A 16,802-nucleotide genomic window follows, 5' to 3' on the forward strand; every position below is an offset into this window, starting at 1 on the left:
GTGTGGTGACACATGGAGCTGACGGATACTAATCGATCGAGGGCTTAATCAAAATTAAAAGGCGGAAGCGCCCGTCCGGTCCAAGGTGACTTGTGACCTCGAGGGGCTGGGCGCCGGAGCTGGATTGAATAAAAAGCGCAGGCGACTGACCTGGTGCGACAAGCGCTGGAGCTTCCGGCGAAAAAGCCGGCAGGCTTTGACAGAGGAAGTGAAGCGACCTCGAGCACCAAGGAGCCGTAGCTGGATTGAACAATTCTTGGTATCTTCTCTTATCTGGTTTTGAGAGAATGAAAAATTTCTCTTGAAAAATACATAAAACAAAGTATAATAAAAGATGTCGCAAAAGGATCTTCTGCTAGAAACGCTCACGTCCTGTGAGAATGCAGAAGCCAGCATATTCAAGTCTGGTGGCGATAGCGAAGAGGTCACACCCGTTCCCATCCCGAACACGGAAGTTAAGCTCTTCAGCGCCGATGGTAGTGAGGGGATTCCCCTTGTGAGAGCAGGACGCTGCCAGGCAAACTACTCATAAGGATGACATGTCATCATCCTATACTTTGGAGGATTAGCTCAGCTGGGAGAGCACCTGCCTTACAAGCAGGGGGTCGGCGGTTCGAACCCGTCATCCTCCACCATTATATGCCGGCCTAGCTCAATTGGTAGAGCAACTGACTTGTAATCAGTAGGTTGGGGGTTCAAGTCCTCTGGCCGGCACCATTATGTATACTAGATGTCTGAATATGTCGAGTGACCGGAATATACTTATTAAGAGCCATTAGCTCAGTCGGTAGAGCATCTGACTTTTAATCAGAGGGCCGCAGGTTCGAATCCTGCATGGCTCACCATTTGCGGGTGTGGTGGAATTGGCAGACACGCTAGACTTAGGATCTAGTGCCGTAAGGCGTGGGGGTTCGACTCCCTTCACCCGCATTTTTACGCGGAAGTAGTTCAGTGGTAGAACACCACCTTGCCAAGGTGGGGGTCGCGGGTTCAAATCCCGTCTTCCGCTCTTTATTTTGCCGGGGTGGCGGAACAGGCAGACGCACAGGACTTAAAATCCTGCGGTAGGTGACTACCGTACCGGTTCGATTCCGGTCCTCGGCATTTCCGCTTATTGCGCCCGTAGCTCAATTGGATAGAGCGTCTGACTACGGATCAGAAGGTTATGGGTTCGACTCCTTTCGGGCGCGTACATATTACTATATATGTAACGGGAAGTAGCTCAGCTTGGTAGAGCACTTGGTTTGGGACCAAGGGGCCGCAGGTTCAAATCCTGTCTTCCCGACCACGTTATGGGGCCTTAGCTCAGCTGGGAGAGCGCCTGCTTTGCACGCAGGAGGTCAGCGGTTCGATCCCGCTAGGCTCCACCATTAACATAATTAGAATTTGGATTTGGGCGGCGTAGCTCAGCTGGCTAGAGCGTACGGTTCATACCCGTGAGGTCGGGGGTTCGATCCCCTCCGCCGCTACCAATTGTAGGACCTTTAGCTCAGCTGGTTAGAGCAGACGGCTCATAACCGTCCGGTCGTAGGTTCGAGTCCTACAAGGTCCACCATTTTACTTTTTCGGGAGGAATACCCAAGTCTGGCTGAAGGGATCGGTCTTGAAAACCGACAGGCGGGTCAAACCGCGCGGGGGTTCGAATCCCTCTTCCTCCGCCATCTACTTTCTATTATCGCGGGATGGAGCAGTCTGGTAGCTCGTCGGGCTCATAACCCGAAGGTCGCAGGTTCAAATCCTGCTCCCGCAATCAACTTAAAGGTCCCGTGGTGTAGCGGTTAACATGCCTGCCTGTCACGCAGGAGATCGCGGGTTCGATTCCCGTCGGGACCGCCATTATGATTTGACAAAAGGCAGCTGCTGAACTTGGATGCTGCTGGGGCTGTTTTTATACTTCTCATAGCACGTATTACATAAGGCTCAGTAGCTCAGTCGGTAGAGCAAAGGACTGAAAATCCTTGTGTCGGCGGTTCGATTCCGTCCTGAGCCACCATTTAGACATTTGTATAGAATGTCCTTTCATGGCGGCTATGGCGAAGTGGTTAACGCATCGGATTGTGGCTCCGACATCGTGGGTTCGATTCCCACTAGTCGCCCCATTACAGGTTATGCGGGTGTAGTTTAGTGGTAAAACTACAGCCTTCCAAGCTGTTGTCGTGGGTTCGATTCCCATCACCCGCTCCAATGATGGGCCTATAGCTCAGTTGGTCAGAGCGCACGCCTGATAAGCGTGAGGTCGGTGGTTCAAGTCCACTTAGGCCCACCATTCCGCAGTAGCTCAGTGGTAGAGCTATCGGCTGTTAACCGATCGGTCGTAGGTTCGAATCCTACCTGCGGAGTTTTTTACATTATATTTTTCTTATAGAGGGGAAGTACTCAAGAGGCTGAAGAGGCGCCCCTGCTAAGGGCGTAGGTCGCGTAAGCGGCGCGAGGGTTCAAATCCCTCCTTCTCCGCCATTACCTATGGCCCCTTGGTCAAGCGGTTAAGACACCGCCCTTTCACGGCGGTAACACGGGTTCGAATCCCGTAGGGGTCATCTATAAAAAAGAGGCTGGGACATAACTAGCCACACAGAAAGGAAAAAGGTTCCGATCATCTGTTTTTGATGGCCGGAACCTTTTTCGTTGGCTTTTGCTCTTTCAGATCGCCTTAGGTGCTCATAGCGGTGAACTTTTTCAAGTTTACTGCCATAAGCGCAAATCCCTATTCATTGTTCACCTTCTTTTTCCCTCTTACGGAGAAACGGGTGAAACGCAAATTAGCATTCAGGAATCCGAAGACTGGCTCCACGTCGATTTTGCGATTTACGTAGATCTCCCCAGTTCTTTCCCTGTCGTATTCCCAGTTGGCGGAATGGAAGGGGTTGTCCTTAAATTTCTTTATCTTCTCTTTTCGGTATGTATTGTAGGTAATGAGCGGAATGCGTTTCGGCTGGTGACCACGTCTTCGTAATTTTGCTCGCTGCCATAGCCTGCATCGGCGACGATGTAGGATATAAGGTCAAAAAGCCTTCTTCGATCTTGTTCAAAAAAGGAATGAGGGTGCGTGTATCCGTCGGGTTTGGAAAAACATCATAAGCGAGCACATATTGGCCCTCGGTCGTTAACCTGCACATTATAGCCGGCTTATAGCTGACCGTTTTTCATGTAATCATCTTCATACGCATAAAGTCAGTGAATGCTTCATCTGGTATGCTTTCCACCACATCGTGGACGGCATAGGCAATGTCATTTTCCTGTAGTTTTATTTCCAAATCCAGCGGCAAAACAACCTGATTCATGTTATAATCTTTAAACATAAGGATACCTCTGAATTATTATGGTTGTGGTGATTTTAATTCTATCAGAAGGTATCTTTTTTACTCGCTAAAACACATAAAGAGTGGCATCTACACCAACTATGTTGGTGGATGCCACTCTTTTTATTTACTGGGTTTTGTCCCAGCCTCTTTATTTTTGTTACTTTTTTTTATCCCGATCTACATATCCGTCTGTTTCATGGAAGGGCAGATCTCCAAATGGTGCATCGATATTTTCCTCCTCCAATGTTTCTTCATATTTCCTTTCCGTATCTGTCTGAAATACCTCTACTTCCTCTAATTCTGCATCATTTCCGGTAAACATTTCATATTCTTCGGTAAAACCTTCTCTTATCTCATTTTCGTATAAGTCTTGGTAACTGTCATAGTCTCCCTCAAAATCAGAAGGGGTTTCAGATGTCCCAAATCTCGCCACATCCTGGAATGTATCTTCATAATCCCGAACGCCTTGTCGATCATGGCGATCAGCAAATGTGTTGTCATAGGCAGGTTTTAAATAGTCCTCTTCTGCCGGACGATCTTGTTCAATTGAATTTTCAGCGGAGTGCGCTACACATGTGTCCGTATAAGGTATTGCTTCCAGGCGCTCATAGTTGATCTCTTGGCCGCACACTCTGCATTTCCCGTATGTTCCCTCTTCTAACGCTGTAAGAGCTGCTTCTACTTTTCCCAGCTGGTCTTCTTCATGGACGGACAGAGCCATATCTTTTTCCCTTTCATACAATTCCGATCCCAGATCGGCGGGATGGTTATCATATGCGGATAATTCATGGCGGTCCCTTTCAGATTCACGTGCTAAAATGCCTTCATCCGCTTGGATTGTTCTTGATAAGTTTTCTTTTTCTTCCAGTAACAGATTTTTTAATGTATCTAATTGCTTCTTTGTGAGCATGTGTTCACTTCCCTTTGCAGTTTATCATTAGTATGATCGATTTTTGGTGTAATAATAAAAATGATCGTGGTATTTATTTTCCTTTATTTTGATCAGTCTAAACCTGAAAGAAAAATGAGCGGTACGATGGGATCCGGTTATAATAAAAGTTATCGGGAGACATGCTACATTCACTTATACAAATTGGGGGCAATTCATTTTACTCCTGTCCAGACAGCAGGGTCAAAAGGATAGGTGAGAAAAAGCTGTTTTACTACATTTCATGCAATCCATCATATATAATAAGGTAGAGATTAAGCTTATTGCTTATAGGAGAGATTGATGTTGATTCATTCACCGTATCACACCAAATTTGTTGATACTATGAAGCATAAAGAACACCAAACGAATAAAGTGTTAGTCAGCTATACGAGAAAGGTGAAGAAGATCGATCCGGTGGGTTTTTTTCAAATGAACCGGTCTGTTTATACTGGAGAACGGTTCTTTTGGCAAAGTCCGGATGATCCTATGACCATCGTGGGGATTGGCCTGCTTCGTACATTTCTAAACCATAGAGCAGACGATCGTTTTTCACAAATAGAAAAAGAATGGCGTGAACTCCTTTCTCGTGCTGTCATTGACAACCCCACCCGGACGGAGGGAACGGGACCGCTTTTATTTGGCGGTTTTTCTTTTGATCCTTACAGTGTGAAAGAAGAAATGTGGCAGCCATTTGGGGATACGCTGTTTTATTTGCCTGAATACATGTTAACCATTCTTAATGAGGACTGCTATATAACTGTAAACCAGTTTGAAAACAGTGAAATGAGCCGTTCATCCAATCAGATTAAGAAAATGTTTGACCTGTTCCTAAAAAATGCGGATTCATATGATGTACAAGCACCGTCTATAAGCAGCAAGGAAGAGCTTTCTGTTCCTGAATGGCTCACTTCTGTATCAACCGTGATCAACAAGTTGAAAACAACTGATACCGTCGATAAGGTTGTTTTGGCGCGGAAGCTGAAACTTGGCTTTTCTCAGCCTGTTCTTACGGATTATGTATTGAAGGAGCTTCGTGTTCAACAGAAGAACAGTTTTATCTTCCTCCTTGAAACAGCAGATGGGGGCTTTATCGGGGCTTCTCCGGAAAGGCTTGTTCAGAAAAAAGACGATCTTGTGTTATCCACCAGTTTGGCGGGCTCTATCGGGAGACACGTAGAACCTGAAGAAGATAAAAAATTGGGAGATTGGCTTTTGAAGGATGAAAAAAACCGCTATGAGCATGCTTTGGTAGTTCAAATGATCAGGCGTGCTCTGCAGCCTTATTGTAAGGAACTCCACATTCCTGAAGAGCCTATCCTGCTTAAGACCCCATATATCCAACATCTCTATACGCCGGTGTCCGGTACTGCAAGGCCCGAAACATCTATTTTTCATCTTGTGGGTGAATTGCATCCCACGCCAGCTCTTGGCGGCGTACCTACCAGGGAAGCCATGAAAATGATCAGGGATCAGGAAAAAATGGACAGGGGTTTTTATGCAGCTCCGGTCGGATGGACCGATTATCGGGGGAACGGAGAGTTTATCGTAGCCATCCGCTCTGGTTTGATCAAGAATCAGGAAGCCTTTTTATATGCCGGGTGCGGACTCGTTGCAGATTCGGATCCAGAAGAAGAGTTAAAAGAAACGGGAATCAAATTTCAACCAATGTTAAAGGCAATGGGAGGAAGTTTTGAATGAACTGGCAGAAAACATTAACGGAGTATGCAGCAGGTTTTATTGAGGGTCTCGTACAGGCCAGAGTGGATGAAGTGGTAATCAGCCCGGGATCACGGTCCACTCCTTTGGCAATGCTGCTTGCCGAACATCAGGACATGAAAGTGTATATGAATATCGATGAGCGCTCTGCAGCTTTTTTTGCACTGGGCCTGGCAAAAGCATCCCGACGGCCTGTTTGCTTGCTCTGTACCTCAGGTACTGCTGCCGCCAATTATTTTCCTGCTGTAATTGAAGCTAGTTTATCAAGAGTGCCGTTAATTGTTTTGACTGCTGACCGTCCGCATGAATTAAGAGATGTAGGTGCTCCTCAGGCCATTGATCAGCTCCATCTGTATGGCCGATATGTCAGATGGTTTGCAGACATGGCTCTTCCGGAGACGGGGGAGGACATGATCAAATATGCAAAAACAGCGGCGATTCGGGCTGCCTCTGTTTCGAGAGGTTTGCTGCCCGGACCGGTACATGTCAATTTTCCTTTGAGGGAGCCTCTGGTACCTCTGTTAGAACCTTATCCTTTTAATGAAAAGAATCCTGGACCCACCCTTCCTTTTAGTACTGAAGGCCACTTGCAAGTTCCGCTTGAAATCTGCCGGGAAATAGCAGAAAAGTGTTCATCATACGAAAAAGGCTTGATTATATGCGGAACGATTGATCAGAAAAAATTTCCCGAAGCTGTAGTAGAACTTGCCAAGACATTGGGGTATCCCATATTAGCAGATCCACTGTCACAGCTTAGGAGCGGATCATTTGATAAGAAGGCTGTCATTGACTGCTATGACACCTTTTTGCGGTCCAACTTTGTAAAAGAAAGGCTCAAACCTGATATTATTATTCAATTTGGCGGCCAGCCGGTTTCTAAGCCGCTGTCCCTGTTTTTAAAAACCATAAGACAATCTGTGGAACATATTATTGTTGATGGAAACGGCGGCTGGAGGGACCCTTACCGTCTTAGCACTCATATGGTCCATAGTAATGAGACAGTTTTTTGCCGCCAGCTGCAGGAACTTGCGGAAAAAAAGCAGTCCCAATCATGGAGTGATTTATGGACGAGGGTCAACGATCAGGCAAAAAGCGTCATACATTCCTTTATGGAGTCAATTTCCGACATGGAAGAAGGTAAGGCAGTCTATCTAATGAGTCATGTATTGCCGCCGGAAAGCACGCTTTTTATTGGCAATAGCATGCCGATCAGGGATGTGGACACCTTTTTTCATACCAATGAAAACAATATCCGACTGATGGGGAACCGCGGAGCAAACGGAATTGATGGAGTGGTGTCAGCTGCAGTAGGTGCTGCGGTACATGAACGGCCACTTTTTCTGCTAATTGGAGATTTATCCTTTTTCCATGACATGAACGGACTGCTTGCTGCAAAGCTCCATAAAATTAATATCAATATTATTTTATTGAACAACGACGGCGGGGGGATTTTCTCGCATTTGCCGCAAGCAGGTGAAAAAGATTTTGAATTGATTTTTGGGACTCCGACTGGTTTGAATTACGAGTATGCTGCTATGCTGTATAACGGACAGTACACAAAGGTTTTGGACTGGGAAGACTTAGATCTTTCGATTCGTGAAGCAGCTTCCAATGAAGGTTTAAATATTATCGAAATTCCAACTGACAGGACAAGGAACTTGGACGTACACCGGGCGTTATGGGAACAGGTTTCCCAGGAAATAAACAAATATCTCCGAAGTGACGAACAATGAGGATATATGTCGAAGGGATTTCGTACAATGTAGAAGCCGAAGGGAAAGCAGATGGTGCGCCTGTAATTCTTCTGCATGGGTTTACTGGTGATCATACGACATGGCATTATTTAAGGAAAGCGTTAGAAAAGTCTTTCTATGTGATTTCCATCGATTTGCTCGGGCATGGCCAAACCGATGCTCCTATGGACCCTAAGCGTTATGAGATGGATCAGGCTGCAAAAGATATTATCTATATCATGAATGAACTGCGTATACCAAAAGCTCACCTGCTTGGTTATTCCATGGGCGGAAGATTGGCCTTAGGCATTGCGGTTATGTATCCGGAAAGGCTGAATAGCCTAATGCTGGAAAGCACTTCCCCGGGCTTGAAAACGGAAAGTGAAAAGCTTGCTCGGATTCGCAATGATGAAACCTTGGCAAAAAGGATATTGGGAGAAGGTATTATAAATTTTGTTGATTTTTGGGAGAATATCCCATTATTTCAGACTCAGAAAAGGCTTCCGGATCATATAAAAAATGAAATAAGAACACAAAGACTTCAAAATACACCGATTGGACTTGCCAACAGTTTAATAGGATTTAGTACAGGAAAGCAGCCTTCTCTGTGGGGGGAGCTGTCAAGCATGAGCATCCCTGTATTAATCATGTACGGGGAGCTCGATCAGAAGTTTTGCACCATTGCCAAAGAAATGAATGAACTTGTCCCAGGTGCTGAGTTAGTGAAATTTCAACATGCAGGTCATGCAATCCATGTGGAAGTACCCGAAAAGTTTGTTACAATAGTGATGGAGTTTCTGTACGAGTTGGAACATATATCATAAGGAGGAGGTTCCTTTTATGGCAATTACTTGGACAAAGGAAAGAGACTATGACGAAATTTTATATGAAACGTATAATGGGATTGCAAAAATAACCATTAACCGTCCGGAAGTACATAATGCATTTACTCCAAGAACTGTGTCTGAAATGATCGATGCTTTCGCTTATGCCCGCGATGATGAAAAAATTGGAGCGATTATCCTTACCGGTGCAGGGAACAAAGCATTCTGCTCGGGTGGTGACCAAAAAGTCCGAGGTCATGGAGGATATGTTGGAGAAGACAATATTCCGCGTCTGAATGTGTTGGATCTGCAAAGGTTGATCAGAGTAATACCGAAGCCTGTGGTGGCCATGGTAGCAGGATATGCTATAGGTGGCGGGCACGTATTGCATGTTGTATGTGATTTGACGATTGCAGCAGATAATGCTGTGTTTGGCCAGACAGGTCCGAAAGTAGGCAGTTTTGATGCCGGCTATGGTTCCGGGTATCTGGCCCGAATCGTCGGCCACAAAAAGGCTAAGGAAATCTGGTTCCTGTGCCGTCAGTATAATGCACAGGAAGCTCTCGAAATGGGACTGGTCAATACAGTCGTTCCACTTGACCAGCTTGAGGAAGAGACCGTGAAATGGTGTGAAGAAATGCTTGAAAAGAGCCCGACTGCACTTCGCTTCTTAAAAGCTGCATTCAATGCGGATACAGACGGATTGGCGGGGCTCCAGCAAATGGCTGGAGATGCAACGCTCCTTTATTATACAACGGATGAAGCAAAAGAAGGACGGGATGCATTCAAAGAGAAGCGCAAGCCTGACTTTGGCCAATTCCCGCGTTTTCCATAAAAATGTAAGTTAAAGGACCTGGTGGACATCCATCGGGTCTTTTTATCAATGAGAAAGCAAGGAGTTTTAATATGGCAATCACTACTCCAAATTGGCTGGAAAAGAGAGTGGACTTATCACCTGATCGTACAGCACTTGTTTTTAAAGACCAATCTTGGACCTTTCAAGAGATGTTTACACTGGTTCAAAAGACCGCCGGACAAATGACAGATTTGGTCCCCGGAGACTGCAATCGTGTAGCCGTTCTTTTAAACAATAGGCCGGAGAGCGTTTGGATTATCCACGCGATTCAACAGCTTGGTCTTGAAACTGTTTTTTTAAACTGCCGTTTAACGGCAAACGAACTCCTTTTTCAAATCAAAGACAGCAAGCCTGGATTGATCATCTATGACAGCCCTAATGCTCATACACTGGTGAAATTAGAGCCTTCCTTGGAACCTGCCGTTGTTTCGGTAAAAGAATTGGTCAGCCGTCCTATTCAAAAAATGCCTTATAAGAAAGAGATTCATCTTGATGATGTTTGTTCTATTATGTATACCTCCGGAACAACAGGAAACCCAAAAGGAGTTTTACAAACATACGGAAATCATTGGTGGAGTGCTTCTGGATCCATCTTGAATATAGGGCTGGAGAAAAATGATTCATGGCTGTGCACAGTGCCCATTTATCATATTAGCGGATTTTCTATTTTAATGCGAAGCATCATTTATGGCCTTCCCGTCATCTTAATGGAAAAGTTTGACGAAAGGATCGTCAACCAGCTTTTATCATCAGGACAGGTAACGATCATGTCAGCTGTGTCCGCGATGATCACACGAATGTTAACTGCACAAGGAGAACAATCTTATCATCCGGCATTCCGATGTTTATTGGCAGGCGGAGGTCCAGTGCCAAAACCGCTGTTGAAAGCATGTAAGGATCAAGGTATTCCGGTGTTCCAGACATACGGAATGACTGAAACTTCTTCTCAAATTGTCACACTTTCTCCTGAAGACAGTTTGACCAAACTGGGCTCCGCGGGAAAACCATTATTTCCATCGCAATTGAAAGTTATGGCGGATTCTGACCAGGAAGCAAAACCCATGCAGGAAGGAGAAATTTTTGTAAAAGGCCCCAATGTAACCCCCGGTTATTTAAACAGGGATGACGCAAATCGAATCTCCTTTAAAGATGGCTGGTTTTCAACAGGAGATATTGGATATAAAGACGAGGACGGGTTTGTTTACATTTTGGACCGGCGTTCTGATCTCATCATTTCTGGAGGAGAAAATATATATCCGGCTGAACTGGAAGGAGTGCTGGTCAGCCATCCGTCCGTTGAAGAAGCAGGGGTGACAGGAATAGAAGATTCCAAGTGGGGGAGCGTGCCTTATGGATTTGTAGTTGCGACGGAAGATGTGAAAGAAGAAGAATTAATTGAGTATTGCCGCCAGAAGCTGGCTTCCTATAAGGTGCCCAAAAGAATTCTTAAGGTGGCCGAGCTTCCCAGAAACGGTGCGAATAAACTTATGAGACGCCTGCTTAAAGATTTATTATAAAATAACCAAAGGAACGGGGACAGCATGATCCCCGTTCCTTCCATTACTGCATTTGTTTATGAACGAACGTCTGGCAATCCGTTTCTTTTTCGTTGTCTGCTTCTTGCCCCGTATGGCTCACAATATAAATACGGTCTGCTGCACATAAATTTCCCTCTTGCCAGAAATGACAATTCTTTACTTCACAAAGAACATCTTCAGCCATGCGTATCACTCCTTGTCAGTTGATACAGGAGTATTTTCAGCTTAAATGACATGAAGTATGTGAGGAAAGAAACGTCAATTTTCGTTTTTAATTTTCTCCGGGACGTGGTCAATCCCCCCCGGATGGAATGGATGGCATTTTATAATTCGCCTGAATGTCATCCATCCTCCGCGAATGGCACCAAACCTCCGAATGGCCTCCAAGCCGTATTGAGAACAAGTCGGATAGAATCTGCACGTGGGAGGCTTGATCGGAGAGATCAATTTTTGATAAAAACGGATAATGAAAATAAATAATTGCTTCATTTTGAATAGCTTCTTTCATCGCTTGGAATAACCGGTTTCCTCAGCCGAGGCATGTTCTTGCTTAGTTGGCATCGGGTCAACGGTATGTTTTACTTTATAAGCTTTAGACGTAACCAAAGCGGTAACTGCTATCACGGCAATACAAATGATTACAGCAATGATCATGATCATGAACATCATGGCTTTCCAATCCCCCTGTCTATATGAGCCTATTGTAGCATAATTTTGATTGCCGTAGGAAAACATATCATTGTTTGGATGCTGTTACAATAGGGTAAGGTATATACAGGAGGTTGATAAAATGTCTACAGAAAACCAACAATTGATCGAGCTGGTCAATAAACAGGTGGCAAGCTGGACAGTACTCTACACGAAGCTACATAATTACCACTGGTTTGTAAAAGGGCCAAATTTCTTTACACTGCATGAAAAATTTGAGGAACTATATAATGAGGCAGCCCTCCACATTGACGAACTTGCTGAAAGATTGTTGGCATTAGGCGGAGAGCCGGTTGCGACCTTAAGAGAATCACTCGAGCTGGCAAGCGTTCAAGAAGCTGAAGGCAAAAAATCGGCTGAAGAAATGGTTCAGGATACGGTTAGTGATTTTGAAACACTTATAGCGGAATTGAAAAAAGGCATAGAACTTGCTGACAATGCAGGTGACGAGACAACAGGTGATATGCTGCTGTCTATCCATCAAAGTTTGGAAAAGCATAATTGGATGCTTAAGGCCTTCCTGGGAGAAAAAATCCAATAAAGTAAAAAGCCTGGAGCAAATCCAGGCTTTTTCGATGATTGAATTAGTACCAAAAGAATGGCCGCCTGTTCAAAAGTATGAAACCAGCTATTCTGAAATTTCCGCCTTCTGATATAATAAACGCGGAATTCCATATATGTATATTTTAGTGCAAAGGCTTATAATAGTCGGGACCGTTTTCTTTTCTGCCTTCAATTTGCGCAAATTTCCCTTTTAGCGTTTCCAGCATATATAACCGAATAAAGTAGTGTAGTTCATATTCGTTCATCTCCTTTACAATTTCTATTAAATCTTCGTGATCATACCCTTCCAATACAGCGAAAGTAATCATGTCTAAATCTTCTTCATCGCCAGTCAGCTTATCACGGTACAATTCAAATAATTCATCGATCAGTTTCATTTCATTCACCCTTTCGCCAGCGTTTTGTTCTTAGTATATATATACCCTTTAATGGTGAGAACAATCAAATATAATTAATATTTTATTGTCTGGAATAAAACAGATAGATACCATGCACACTATACATAACTAATTGCTAAAGGAGCTATTTCCATTGAACGATCAAAAGAAAACATATTATATATCTGTGGGCCCGGGAGAAATTTTAACCACTCCTTCAGCATCGCCCTGGCAATTTAAGATTGAGGCAAACGATGAGGAAATTACAAAACTTCGGGCAATATTTGATTCCAGCCAAGTAAACAGCATCGGTGATTTTTTTAGGGCACACGTGCCTTATGTAGAGTATTCAAATGACTCTACCAATGATCAGCATGACTCTAATTTGTACAGGGTATATCACATGATATACGAACTGGGGGATCAAGAGGCACGTGACCATATAGAAAGTATGGGCATTCTTGACGGATTTAGAAGTGAATAAATCAATTCAGTTGAATTGAATGTGAATAATAGTATATTTTAAAAGCGTTGGAGATATTTCCAGCGCGTTTTTCATTTTCAAAAAGGAAGATTTTTTATGATTACATTTTTGGATAATTGTCAAAATGAAGTTCAACTTTCATTTCAAAAGCACGCTTTTGAAATGATGCCCGGGCATGTATTGGTCATCTGCAAATATCAATCATCCTGGCTGTTAACCAATCATCCCGCGCGTGGACTGGAATTTCCGGGCGGAAAAGTGGAAGAAGGTGAGACAGTTGAAGAAGCCGGGATTAGAGAAGTATTCGAGGAGACGGGAGGCCACGCATCTATTCTCGATTATCTCGGAGAATACAAAGTAGTGGACAAAGAAAAAGGCCCTTTCGTCAAAGCAATTCTTGCAGCAGAGATTTATCAGTTGGAGAAAAAGGACCATTATTTAGAAACCGAAGGTCCTGTGCTGATCAAGGGAGATCTCACTTCCAGGCTGCAAGGAAGCGACTTCAGCTTTATTATGAAAGATAAAGTAGTTCCAACGGCTCTTCGGAAAATATGGGATCGAAGGTTGCTTTAGGGTATTGTATAAAATAGAGATTAGATTCACTGAGGCTCAAGGGATCCGAAGACATTGGCATATGCCGACGTATAGCTGGTGACATCACGGTGGCGAAGGAAAGTTCATGGCTCCCGAAATTAGCAGGAAGGTTCGGGATTGGTCGGCAAGGCAGGTTCAAGGAGCCAAAATATGAGCCTAAGGTGTAAATAGGTCACCAAGAAAGGTTTCATCCCGCCCACACGCTTAAGCTGGTCGTTAAAAGTGTTCATAGCTCCGAATGGCTCAAAGGACTGGAAAAAATGGATCGTCAAGTACTAAAGGCGGTGCAGCCGGACAATCCGGGAAAACACCGCCATCGGCGAATCAGCAAATGATCTTACGAAGTCCTGAAAGGAGAAATAGAAACAGCCTGCAGATCAGACAGGGTCCTTAATGAGTTTTTTCTCAAGCCACTCGACAAGCTGATACATAATGGTCGCAAAGATAACGATCAGAAATAACGAAAGCATGACAAGGGTAAAATTGAACACTTGAAATCCGTAAATAATCATATAGCCAAGACCTTTGGCTGATACTAGAAATTCGCCGACAATGACTCCAACCCAGGATAAACCGACATTCACTTTTAAAGTAGATATAATGGTTGGAAAGCAGGCAGGCAAAATAGCCTCCTGGAATGATTGTCTTTTCGTAGCTCCGAAAGAGCGCATGACTTTTATATAATTTTCATCCACATCCCGAAAAGCAGAATAGACAACAATGGTTGTAATAATTACGGAAATGATTGTACCCATCGCAATGATGGAGGTAAGTCCCGGGCCGAGCCCGACGATAAGAATAGGTCCCAACGCTACCTTCGGCATGGCATTCATGATAACAAGATAGGGATCGAGTACTTTGGACAGGAACGGCGACCACCATAGGATTGCTGCAAAAATGGTGCCGAGAAGAGTGCCTAGTATGAAACCTGACACGGTTTCAAAAACCGTTATACCGAGGTGGGAAAATAATGATCCATCCGCTGTTTTTTCAACGAGCAGTGCCCAAACCTTTGTAGGATAGCTGAAAATCAGCGGGTCAATCCATTGGCTGCGGCTGGCAGCCTCCCAGAGAGAAAAAAATAACGTGACAATCAGCAGCTGATAAAAGAGAGTCCAGCGTTTTTCTTTGGCAAGTTGTTGCTTATATTGATGATGAAGGAATTGGGGATCATTGTTCTTCTTCAAGAGTTTCCAGCTCCTTCCAGATGGTGCTGAATAGATCGTAGTAAGCATCTTGACTGCGAACTTTTAGAGGAGTTAAATGTCGTAATTCATCCGGTATTGTAAACACTTTATGCACTCTGCCGGGTTTCGCAGCAAACAGTAAAATTCTGTCACTCATCGAAATAGCTTCACCAATATCATGTGTCACTAAAACAGCAGTCTTTTGATATGACTTTAATATTTCAAAAACCAGGTTCTCCAGCTTTAATTTTGTTTGATAATCAAGTGCCGAAAACGGTTCATCCAGCAATAAAAGCTTTGGATCTACTGCCATGGTACGGGCCAAAGCAGCACGCTGGCGCATTCCTCCTGAAAGCTGGCGGGGAAATTGTGTTTCAACTCCTTTTAGTCCGATTTGTTCCAAAAAGGATAAAGCTTTTTCCTTTGACTCCGGGGTAAGAGACCGGTTGAGTTTCAGACCAATGAGAATATTTTCTTCAATGGTTTTCCATGGGAATAAATAATCCTGCTGCAGCATGTAGCCGATAAGGTTTTTCTGCAAATCAGGAGGCTGCCCATCAATTTTTACCTGTCCGTCTGTGGGGGTAAGCAAACCTGCCATGATGGAAAGCAGAGTAGTTTTTCCGCATCCCGATGGACCGATAAGAGAGATAAACTCTCCTTCCTCTACAGAAAATGAGACGTCTTTTAAAGCGGTGGTAACGGAGGATGGGGAGAAGTAATGGTGTCCAACATGCTCTGCTGTTAAAAAGCTCATGAAGTTTTCGGCCTCCTTTCAAGCCAGTACTGATGAGAAAGGCTGCTAATTGCAGCCTTTCTCCCATTGTTGGTCTATATTTAAAATATCTCTCTTGTAAAAACTGACAGCTTTTTTTGTTTCTTTTATGAGATATTGCCTAAACCATTTCTTATTCATTCATGACTTTTTCTACAATGTCCGTATTGACAAGAGTATCGTAGTCCACTTTTTCAGGAAGTTCTCCAGCTTCTTCCATGATGTTCTGCAAGTTCTCCCAGCCTTCTTCTGTTAATGTCATTTTTTCTGCAAATGATCCTTGATTTTTATATCTTTCTATAACCGTGGCTAAAGTCTCTACATCTGAGTCTTCAAAATATGGCTGTACCACTTTGGCAATGTCTTCTCCACTGCTTTTTTCTACCCATTGTTGGGCTTTATATAGGGCACGCACAAATTTCTCCACTGTTTCTTCGTTATCTTTTATATAGCTTTCCTTTGCCATAAATGTGGTATAAGGCACGTGACCGGATTCTTCGCCAAATGAAGCGACGATATAACCCGTTCCTTCTTTTTCAAAAACAGAGGCAGTCGGTTCAAACAATTGTACATAATCACCGGTTCCCGAGGCGAAGGAATTGGCAATGTTCGCAAAGTCAATGTTTTGAATTAATTCCAGGTCTTGATGAGGATCAATCCCATGTTTTTTCAATACAAATTCACCGACCATTTGCGGCATTCCGCCTTTCCGTTGTCCCAGGAATGTTGAGCCTTTGAGCTGATCCCATTCAAAATCGTCAACTTTTTCCCGAGAAACCAAAAAGGTTCCGTCGGTTTGGGTTAATTGTGCAAAATTGATAACAGGATCATTTGTGCCTTGAGCATATACGTAAATGGACGTTTCAGAACCGACGAGGGCAATATCGGCTGCATCCGACAGCAAGGCGGTCATCGTTTTATCCCCGCCCCATGTTGTTTTTAATTCGACATCCAATCCCTCATCTTCAAAATATCCGTTGGCCAGAGCTATATATTGAGGAGTATAAAATACAGACCGGGTCACTTCCGCCAAGCTCACTTTTGTGCGCTCTTCTTTCTGTGAGCAGGCGGATGCAAACATTAACAAGAAAACAGCAACCATCAACATTCCGATCTTTAACCAGCGTTTCATGCGGATACCTCCTGTCAAGTCTTGCAGGACTTAAGTAATTTGGGCTAACATATCGTATGAAAAGCATGAAGATGTGTGATT

At 44.0% G+C, this 16,802-nt stretch carries 17 protein-coding genes, 21 tRNA genes, 1 rRNA gene and 1 pseudogene; 30 read left to right on the forward strand and 10 right to left on the reverse strand.

The genetic code is table 11. From position 1 onward, the window contains the following. Positions 1-403: 403 nt before the first annotated feature. The 22 genes from rrf (at position 404) to ACFSCZ_RS08275 (ending at position 2,537) form a co-directional block, all read left to right on the forward strand. Positions 404-519 (forward strand): 5S ribosomal RNA (rrf, locus tag ACFSCZ_RS08170). Between the two features lie 40 nt (positions 520-559). Then, positions 560-635, forward strand: a tRNA-Val gene (locus ACFSCZ_RS08175). A 6-nt stretch (positions 636-641) separates the two neighbouring features. Next, positions 642-717, forward strand: a tRNA-Thr gene (locus ACFSCZ_RS08180). A 52-nt stretch (positions 718-769) separates the two neighbouring features. After that, positions 770-845 (forward strand) — tRNA-Lys (locus ACFSCZ_RS08185). 3 nt (positions 846-848) lie between these two features. Beyond that, positions 849-930: transfer RNA gene (locus ACFSCZ_RS08190), tRNA-Leu, on the forward strand. A 7-nt stretch (positions 931-937) separates the two neighbouring features. Then, positions 938-1,009, forward strand: a tRNA-Gly gene (locus ACFSCZ_RS08195). A gap of 9 nt (positions 1,010-1,018) precedes the next feature. After that, positions 1,019-1,104, forward strand: a tRNA-Leu gene (locus ACFSCZ_RS08200). 12 nt (positions 1,105-1,116) lie between these two features. Then, positions 1,117-1,190, forward strand: a tRNA-Arg gene (locus ACFSCZ_RS08205). 21 nt (positions 1,191-1,211) lie between these two features. Then, a tRNA-Pro gene (locus ACFSCZ_RS08210) sits at positions 1,212-1,288 on the forward strand. Positions 1,289-1,294: 6 nt separating this feature from the next. Then, positions 1,295-1,370, forward strand: a tRNA-Ala gene (locus ACFSCZ_RS08215). Between the two features lie 25 nt (positions 1,371-1,395). Next, positions 1,396-1,472: transfer RNA gene (locus ACFSCZ_RS08220), tRNA-Met, on the forward strand. A 6-nt stretch (positions 1,473-1,478) separates the two neighbouring features. Then, positions 1,479-1,555 (forward strand) — tRNA-Ile (locus ACFSCZ_RS08225). Positions 1,556-1,568: 13 nt separating this feature from the next. Then, positions 1,569-1,661 (forward strand) — tRNA-Ser (locus ACFSCZ_RS08230). Positions 1,662-1,676: 15 nt separating this feature from the next. Beyond that, positions 1,677-1,750, forward strand: a tRNA-Met gene (locus tag ACFSCZ_RS08235). Between the two features lie 10 nt (positions 1,751-1,760). Beyond that, positions 1,761-1,836: transfer RNA gene (locus ACFSCZ_RS08240), tRNA-Asp, on the forward strand. An 81-nt stretch (positions 1,837-1,917) separates the two neighbouring features. Further along, positions 1,918-1,993: transfer RNA gene (locus tag ACFSCZ_RS08245), tRNA-Phe, on the forward strand. A 31-nt stretch (positions 1,994-2,024) separates the two neighbouring features. After that, positions 2,025-2,099 (forward strand) — tRNA-His (locus ACFSCZ_RS08250). A gap of 11 nt (positions 2,100-2,110) precedes the next feature. After that, positions 2,111-2,184 (forward strand) — tRNA-Gly (locus ACFSCZ_RS08255). A gap of 5 nt (positions 2,185-2,189) precedes the next feature. Further along, positions 2,190-2,266 (forward strand) — tRNA-Ile (locus ACFSCZ_RS08260). A 1-nt stretch (position 2,267) separates the two neighbouring features. Then, positions 2,268-2,339, forward strand: a tRNA-Asn gene (locus tag ACFSCZ_RS08265). 27 nt (positions 2,340-2,366) lie between these two features. After that, positions 2,367-2,457, forward strand: a tRNA-Ser gene (locus ACFSCZ_RS08270). Positions 2,458-2,465: 8 nt separating this feature from the next. Then, positions 2,466-2,537: transfer RNA gene (locus ACFSCZ_RS08275), tRNA-Glu, on the forward strand. On the opposite strand, the pseudogene ACFSCZ_RS08280 reads toward ACFSCZ_RS08275, so the two are convergent. The 3 genes and pseudogenes from ACFSCZ_RS08280 to ACFSCZ_RS08290 form a co-directional block, all read right to left on the reverse strand. Further along, a pseudogene (locus ACFSCZ_RS08280) lies at positions 2,535-3,159 on the reverse strand (transposase); the annotation flags it as partial. The gene ACFSCZ_RS08275 and the pseudogene ACFSCZ_RS08280 sit on opposite strands and share 3 nt — an antisense overlap. Beyond that, positions 3,144-3,299, reverse strand: coding sequence for a hypothetical protein (locus ACFSCZ_RS08285; RefSeq protein WP_380773386.1), 156 nt, complete (start codon positions 3,297-3,299; stop codon positions 3,144-3,146). The pseudogene ACFSCZ_RS08280 and the gene ACFSCZ_RS08285, both read right to left, overlap by 16 nt. Before the next feature lie 160 nt (positions 3,300-3,459). Beyond that, complete coding sequence (locus ACFSCZ_RS08290) at positions 3,460-4,212, reverse strand: TraR/DksA C4-type zinc finger protein (protein ID WP_380773387.1); 753 nt, start codon at positions 4,210-4,212, stop codon at positions 3,460-3,462. 321 nt (positions 4,213-4,533) lie between these two features. Here ACFSCZ_RS08290 and ACFSCZ_RS08295 point away from each other — a divergent pair, with 321 nt between their 5' ends. The 5 genes from ACFSCZ_RS08295 (at position 4,534) to ACFSCZ_RS08315 (ending at position 10,879) form a co-directional block, all read left to right on the forward strand. Next, entirely contained in the window at positions 4,534-5,931 is a 1,398-nt protein-coding gene (locus ACFSCZ_RS08295; RefSeq protein ID WP_380773389.1) for an isochorismate synthase, read from the forward strand. After that, positions 5,928-7,682, forward strand: coding sequence for a 2-succinyl-5-enolpyruvyl-6-hydroxy-3-cyclohexene-1-carboxylic-acid synthase (gene menD, locus ACFSCZ_RS08300; RefSeq protein WP_380773391.1), 1,755 nt, complete (start codon positions 5,928-5,930; stop codon positions 7,680-7,682). Before ACFSCZ_RS08295 ends, menD begins: the two co-directional genes overlap by 4 nt. Then, positions 7,679-8,506 (forward strand): 2-succinyl-6-hydroxy-2,4-cyclohexadiene-1-carboxylate synthase, encoded by an 828-nt coding sequence (gene menH, locus ACFSCZ_RS08305; RefSeq protein WP_380773392.1) that lies wholly within the window; start codon positions 7,679-7,681, stop codon positions 8,504-8,506. The genes menD and menH overlap by 4 nt, the downstream gene beginning before the upstream one ends. Before the next feature lie 16 nt (positions 8,507-8,522). Further along, complete coding sequence (menB, locus tag ACFSCZ_RS08310; protein WP_380773394.1) at positions 8,523-9,341, forward strand: 1,4-dihydroxy-2-naphthoyl-CoA synthase; 819 nt, start codon at positions 8,523-8,525, stop codon at positions 9,339-9,341. Positions 9,342-9,412: 71 nt separating this feature from the next. Continuing rightward, positions 9,413-10,879, forward strand: coding sequence for an o-succinylbenzoate--CoA ligase (locus ACFSCZ_RS08315; RefSeq protein ID WP_380773395.1), 1,467 nt, complete (start codon positions 9,413-9,415; stop codon positions 10,877-10,879). A gap of 43 nt (positions 10,880-10,922) precedes the next feature. Here ACFSCZ_RS08315 and ACFSCZ_RS08320 read toward each other — a convergent pair whose 3' ends face one another. The 3 genes from ACFSCZ_RS08320 to ytzI form a co-directional block, all read right to left on the reverse strand. Next, positions 10,923-11,084, reverse strand: coding sequence for a DUF1540 domain-containing protein (locus ACFSCZ_RS08320; RefSeq protein WP_380773397.1), 162 nt, complete (start codon positions 11,082-11,084; stop codon positions 10,923-10,925). 74 nt (positions 11,085-11,158) lie between these two features. After that, positions 11,159-11,389 (reverse strand): membrane protein insertion efficiency factor YidD, encoded by a 231-nt coding sequence (gene yidD, locus ACFSCZ_RS08325; protein ID WP_380773399.1) that lies wholly within the window; start codon positions 11,387-11,389, stop codon positions 11,159-11,161. A 15-nt stretch (positions 11,390-11,404) separates the two neighbouring features. Beyond that, a complete protein-coding gene (gene ytzI, locus ACFSCZ_RS08330; protein ID WP_380773400.1) occupies positions 11,405-11,569 on the reverse strand; it encodes a YtzI protein in 165 nt (54 codons plus the stop codon). A 121-nt stretch (positions 11,570-11,690) separates the two neighbouring features. Between ytzI and ACFSCZ_RS08335 the strand changes: the two genes are divergently transcribed. Then, positions 11,691-12,149, forward strand: coding sequence for a Dps family protein (locus ACFSCZ_RS08335; protein ID WP_380773403.1), 459 nt, complete (start codon positions 11,691-11,693; stop codon positions 12,147-12,149). Between the two features lie 145 nt (positions 12,150-12,294). Here the strand turns inward: ACFSCZ_RS08335 and ACFSCZ_RS08340 are convergent, their stop codons facing one another. After that, positions 12,295-12,549, reverse strand: a complete 255-nt coding sequence (locus tag ACFSCZ_RS08340; protein ID WP_380773404.1) for a DUF6154 family protein — start codon at positions 12,547-12,549, stop codon at positions 12,295-12,297. A gap of 154 nt (positions 12,550-12,703) precedes the next feature. Here ACFSCZ_RS08340 and ACFSCZ_RS08345 point away from each other — a divergent pair, with 154 nt between their 5' ends. Both ACFSCZ_RS08345 and ytkD read left to right on the forward strand, forming a co-directional pair. Then, complete coding sequence (locus ACFSCZ_RS08345) at positions 12,704-13,033, forward strand: hydrolase (RefSeq protein ID WP_380773405.1); 330 nt, start codon at positions 12,704-12,706, stop codon at positions 13,031-13,033. 96 nt (positions 13,034-13,129) lie between these two features. Further along, complete coding sequence (ytkD, locus tag ACFSCZ_RS08350) at positions 13,130-13,606, forward strand: RNA deprotection pyrophosphohydrolase (RefSeq protein ID WP_380773407.1); 477 nt, start codon at positions 13,130-13,132, stop codon at positions 13,604-13,606. Between the two features lie 398 nt (positions 13,607-14,004). On the opposite strand, the gene ACFSCZ_RS08355 is transcribed toward ytkD, so the two are convergent. The 3 genes from ACFSCZ_RS08355 to ACFSCZ_RS08365 form a co-directional block, all read right to left on the reverse strand. Then, positions 14,005-14,814, reverse strand: coding sequence for an ABC transporter permease (locus ACFSCZ_RS08355; RefSeq protein WP_380773409.1), 810 nt, complete (start codon positions 14,812-14,814; stop codon positions 14,005-14,007). After that, the gene (locus ACFSCZ_RS08360; RefSeq protein WP_380773411.1) at positions 14,798-15,571 is read right to left on the reverse strand and encodes an ABC transporter ATP-binding protein; all 774 of its coding nucleotides are present in this window, start codon (positions 15,569-15,571) and stop codon (positions 14,798-14,800) included. Before ACFSCZ_RS08360 ends, ACFSCZ_RS08355 begins: the two co-directional genes overlap by 17 nt. Positions 15,572-15,722: 151 nt before the next feature. Then, entirely contained in the window at positions 15,723-16,721 is a 999-nt protein-coding gene (locus ACFSCZ_RS08365; protein WP_380773413.1) for an ABC transporter substrate-binding protein, read from the reverse strand. Between the last annotated feature and the right edge of the window lie 81 nt (positions 16,722-16,802).

The organism is Siminovitchia sediminis, assembly GCF_042680885.1.
Taxonomy (GTDB): domain Bacteria; phylum Bacillota; class Bacilli; order Bacillales; family Bacillaceae_C; genus Siminovitchia; species Siminovitchia sediminis.

What these genes read in the sequence shown, in the direction of transcription:
- ACFSCZ_RS08285 (WP_380773386.1), bottom strand. Translation starts at nt 3,299, where the DNA reads ATGTTTAAAGATTATAACATGAATCAGGTTGTTTTGCCGCTGGATTTG.
- ACFSCZ_RS08290 (WP_380773387.1), bottom strand. Translation starts at nt 4,212, where the DNA reads ATGCTCACAAAGAAGCAATTAGATACATTAAAAAATCTGTTACTGGAA.
- ACFSCZ_RS08295 (WP_380773389.1), top strand. Translation starts at nt 4,534, where the DNA reads ATGTTGATTCATTCACCGTATCACACCAAATTTGTTGATACTATGAAG.
- menD (WP_380773391.1), top strand. Translation starts at nt 5,928, where the DNA reads ATGAACTGGCAGAAAACATTAACGGAGTATGCAGCAGGTTTTATTGAG.
- menH (WP_380773392.1), top strand. Translation starts at nt 7,679, where the DNA reads ATGAGGATATATGTCGAAGGGATTTCGTACAATGTAGAAGCCGAAGGG.
- menB (WP_380773394.1), top strand. Translation starts at nt 8,523, where the DNA reads ATGGCAATTACTTGGACAAAGGAAAGAGACTATGACGAAATTTTATAT.
- ACFSCZ_RS08315 (WP_380773395.1), top strand. Translation starts at nt 9,413, where the DNA reads ATGGCAATCACTACTCCAAATTGGCTGGAAAAGAGAGTGGACTTATCA.
- ACFSCZ_RS08320 (WP_380773397.1), bottom strand. Translation starts at nt 11,084, where the DNA reads ATGGCTGAAGATGTTCTTTGTGAAGTAAAGAATTGTCATTTCTGGCAA.
- yidD (WP_380773399.1), bottom strand. Translation starts at nt 11,389, where the DNA reads ATGAAGCAATTATTTATTTTCATTATCCGTTTTTATCAAAAATTGATC.
- ytzI (WP_380773400.1), bottom strand. Translation starts at nt 11,569, where the DNA reads ATGATGTTCATGATCATGATCATTGCTGTAATCATTTGTATTGCCGTG.
- ACFSCZ_RS08335 (WP_380773403.1), top strand. Translation starts at nt 11,691, where the DNA reads ATGTCTACAGAAAACCAACAATTGATCGAGCTGGTCAATAAACAGGTG.
- ACFSCZ_RS08340 (WP_380773404.1), bottom strand. Translation starts at nt 12,549, where the DNA reads ATGAAACTGATCGATGAATTATTTGAATTGTACCGTGATAAGCTGACT.
- ytkD (WP_380773407.1), top strand. Translation starts at nt 13,130, where the DNA reads ATGATTACATTTTTGGATAATTGTCAAAATGAAGTTCAACTTTCATTT.
- ACFSCZ_RS08360 (WP_380773411.1), bottom strand. Translation starts at nt 15,571, where the DNA reads ATGAGCTTTTTAACAGCAGAGCATGTTGGACACCATTACTTCTCCCCA.
- ACFSCZ_RS08365 (WP_380773413.1), bottom strand. Translation starts at nt 16,721, where the DNA reads ATGAAACGCTGGTTAAAGATCGGAATGTTGATGGTTGCTGTTTTCTTG.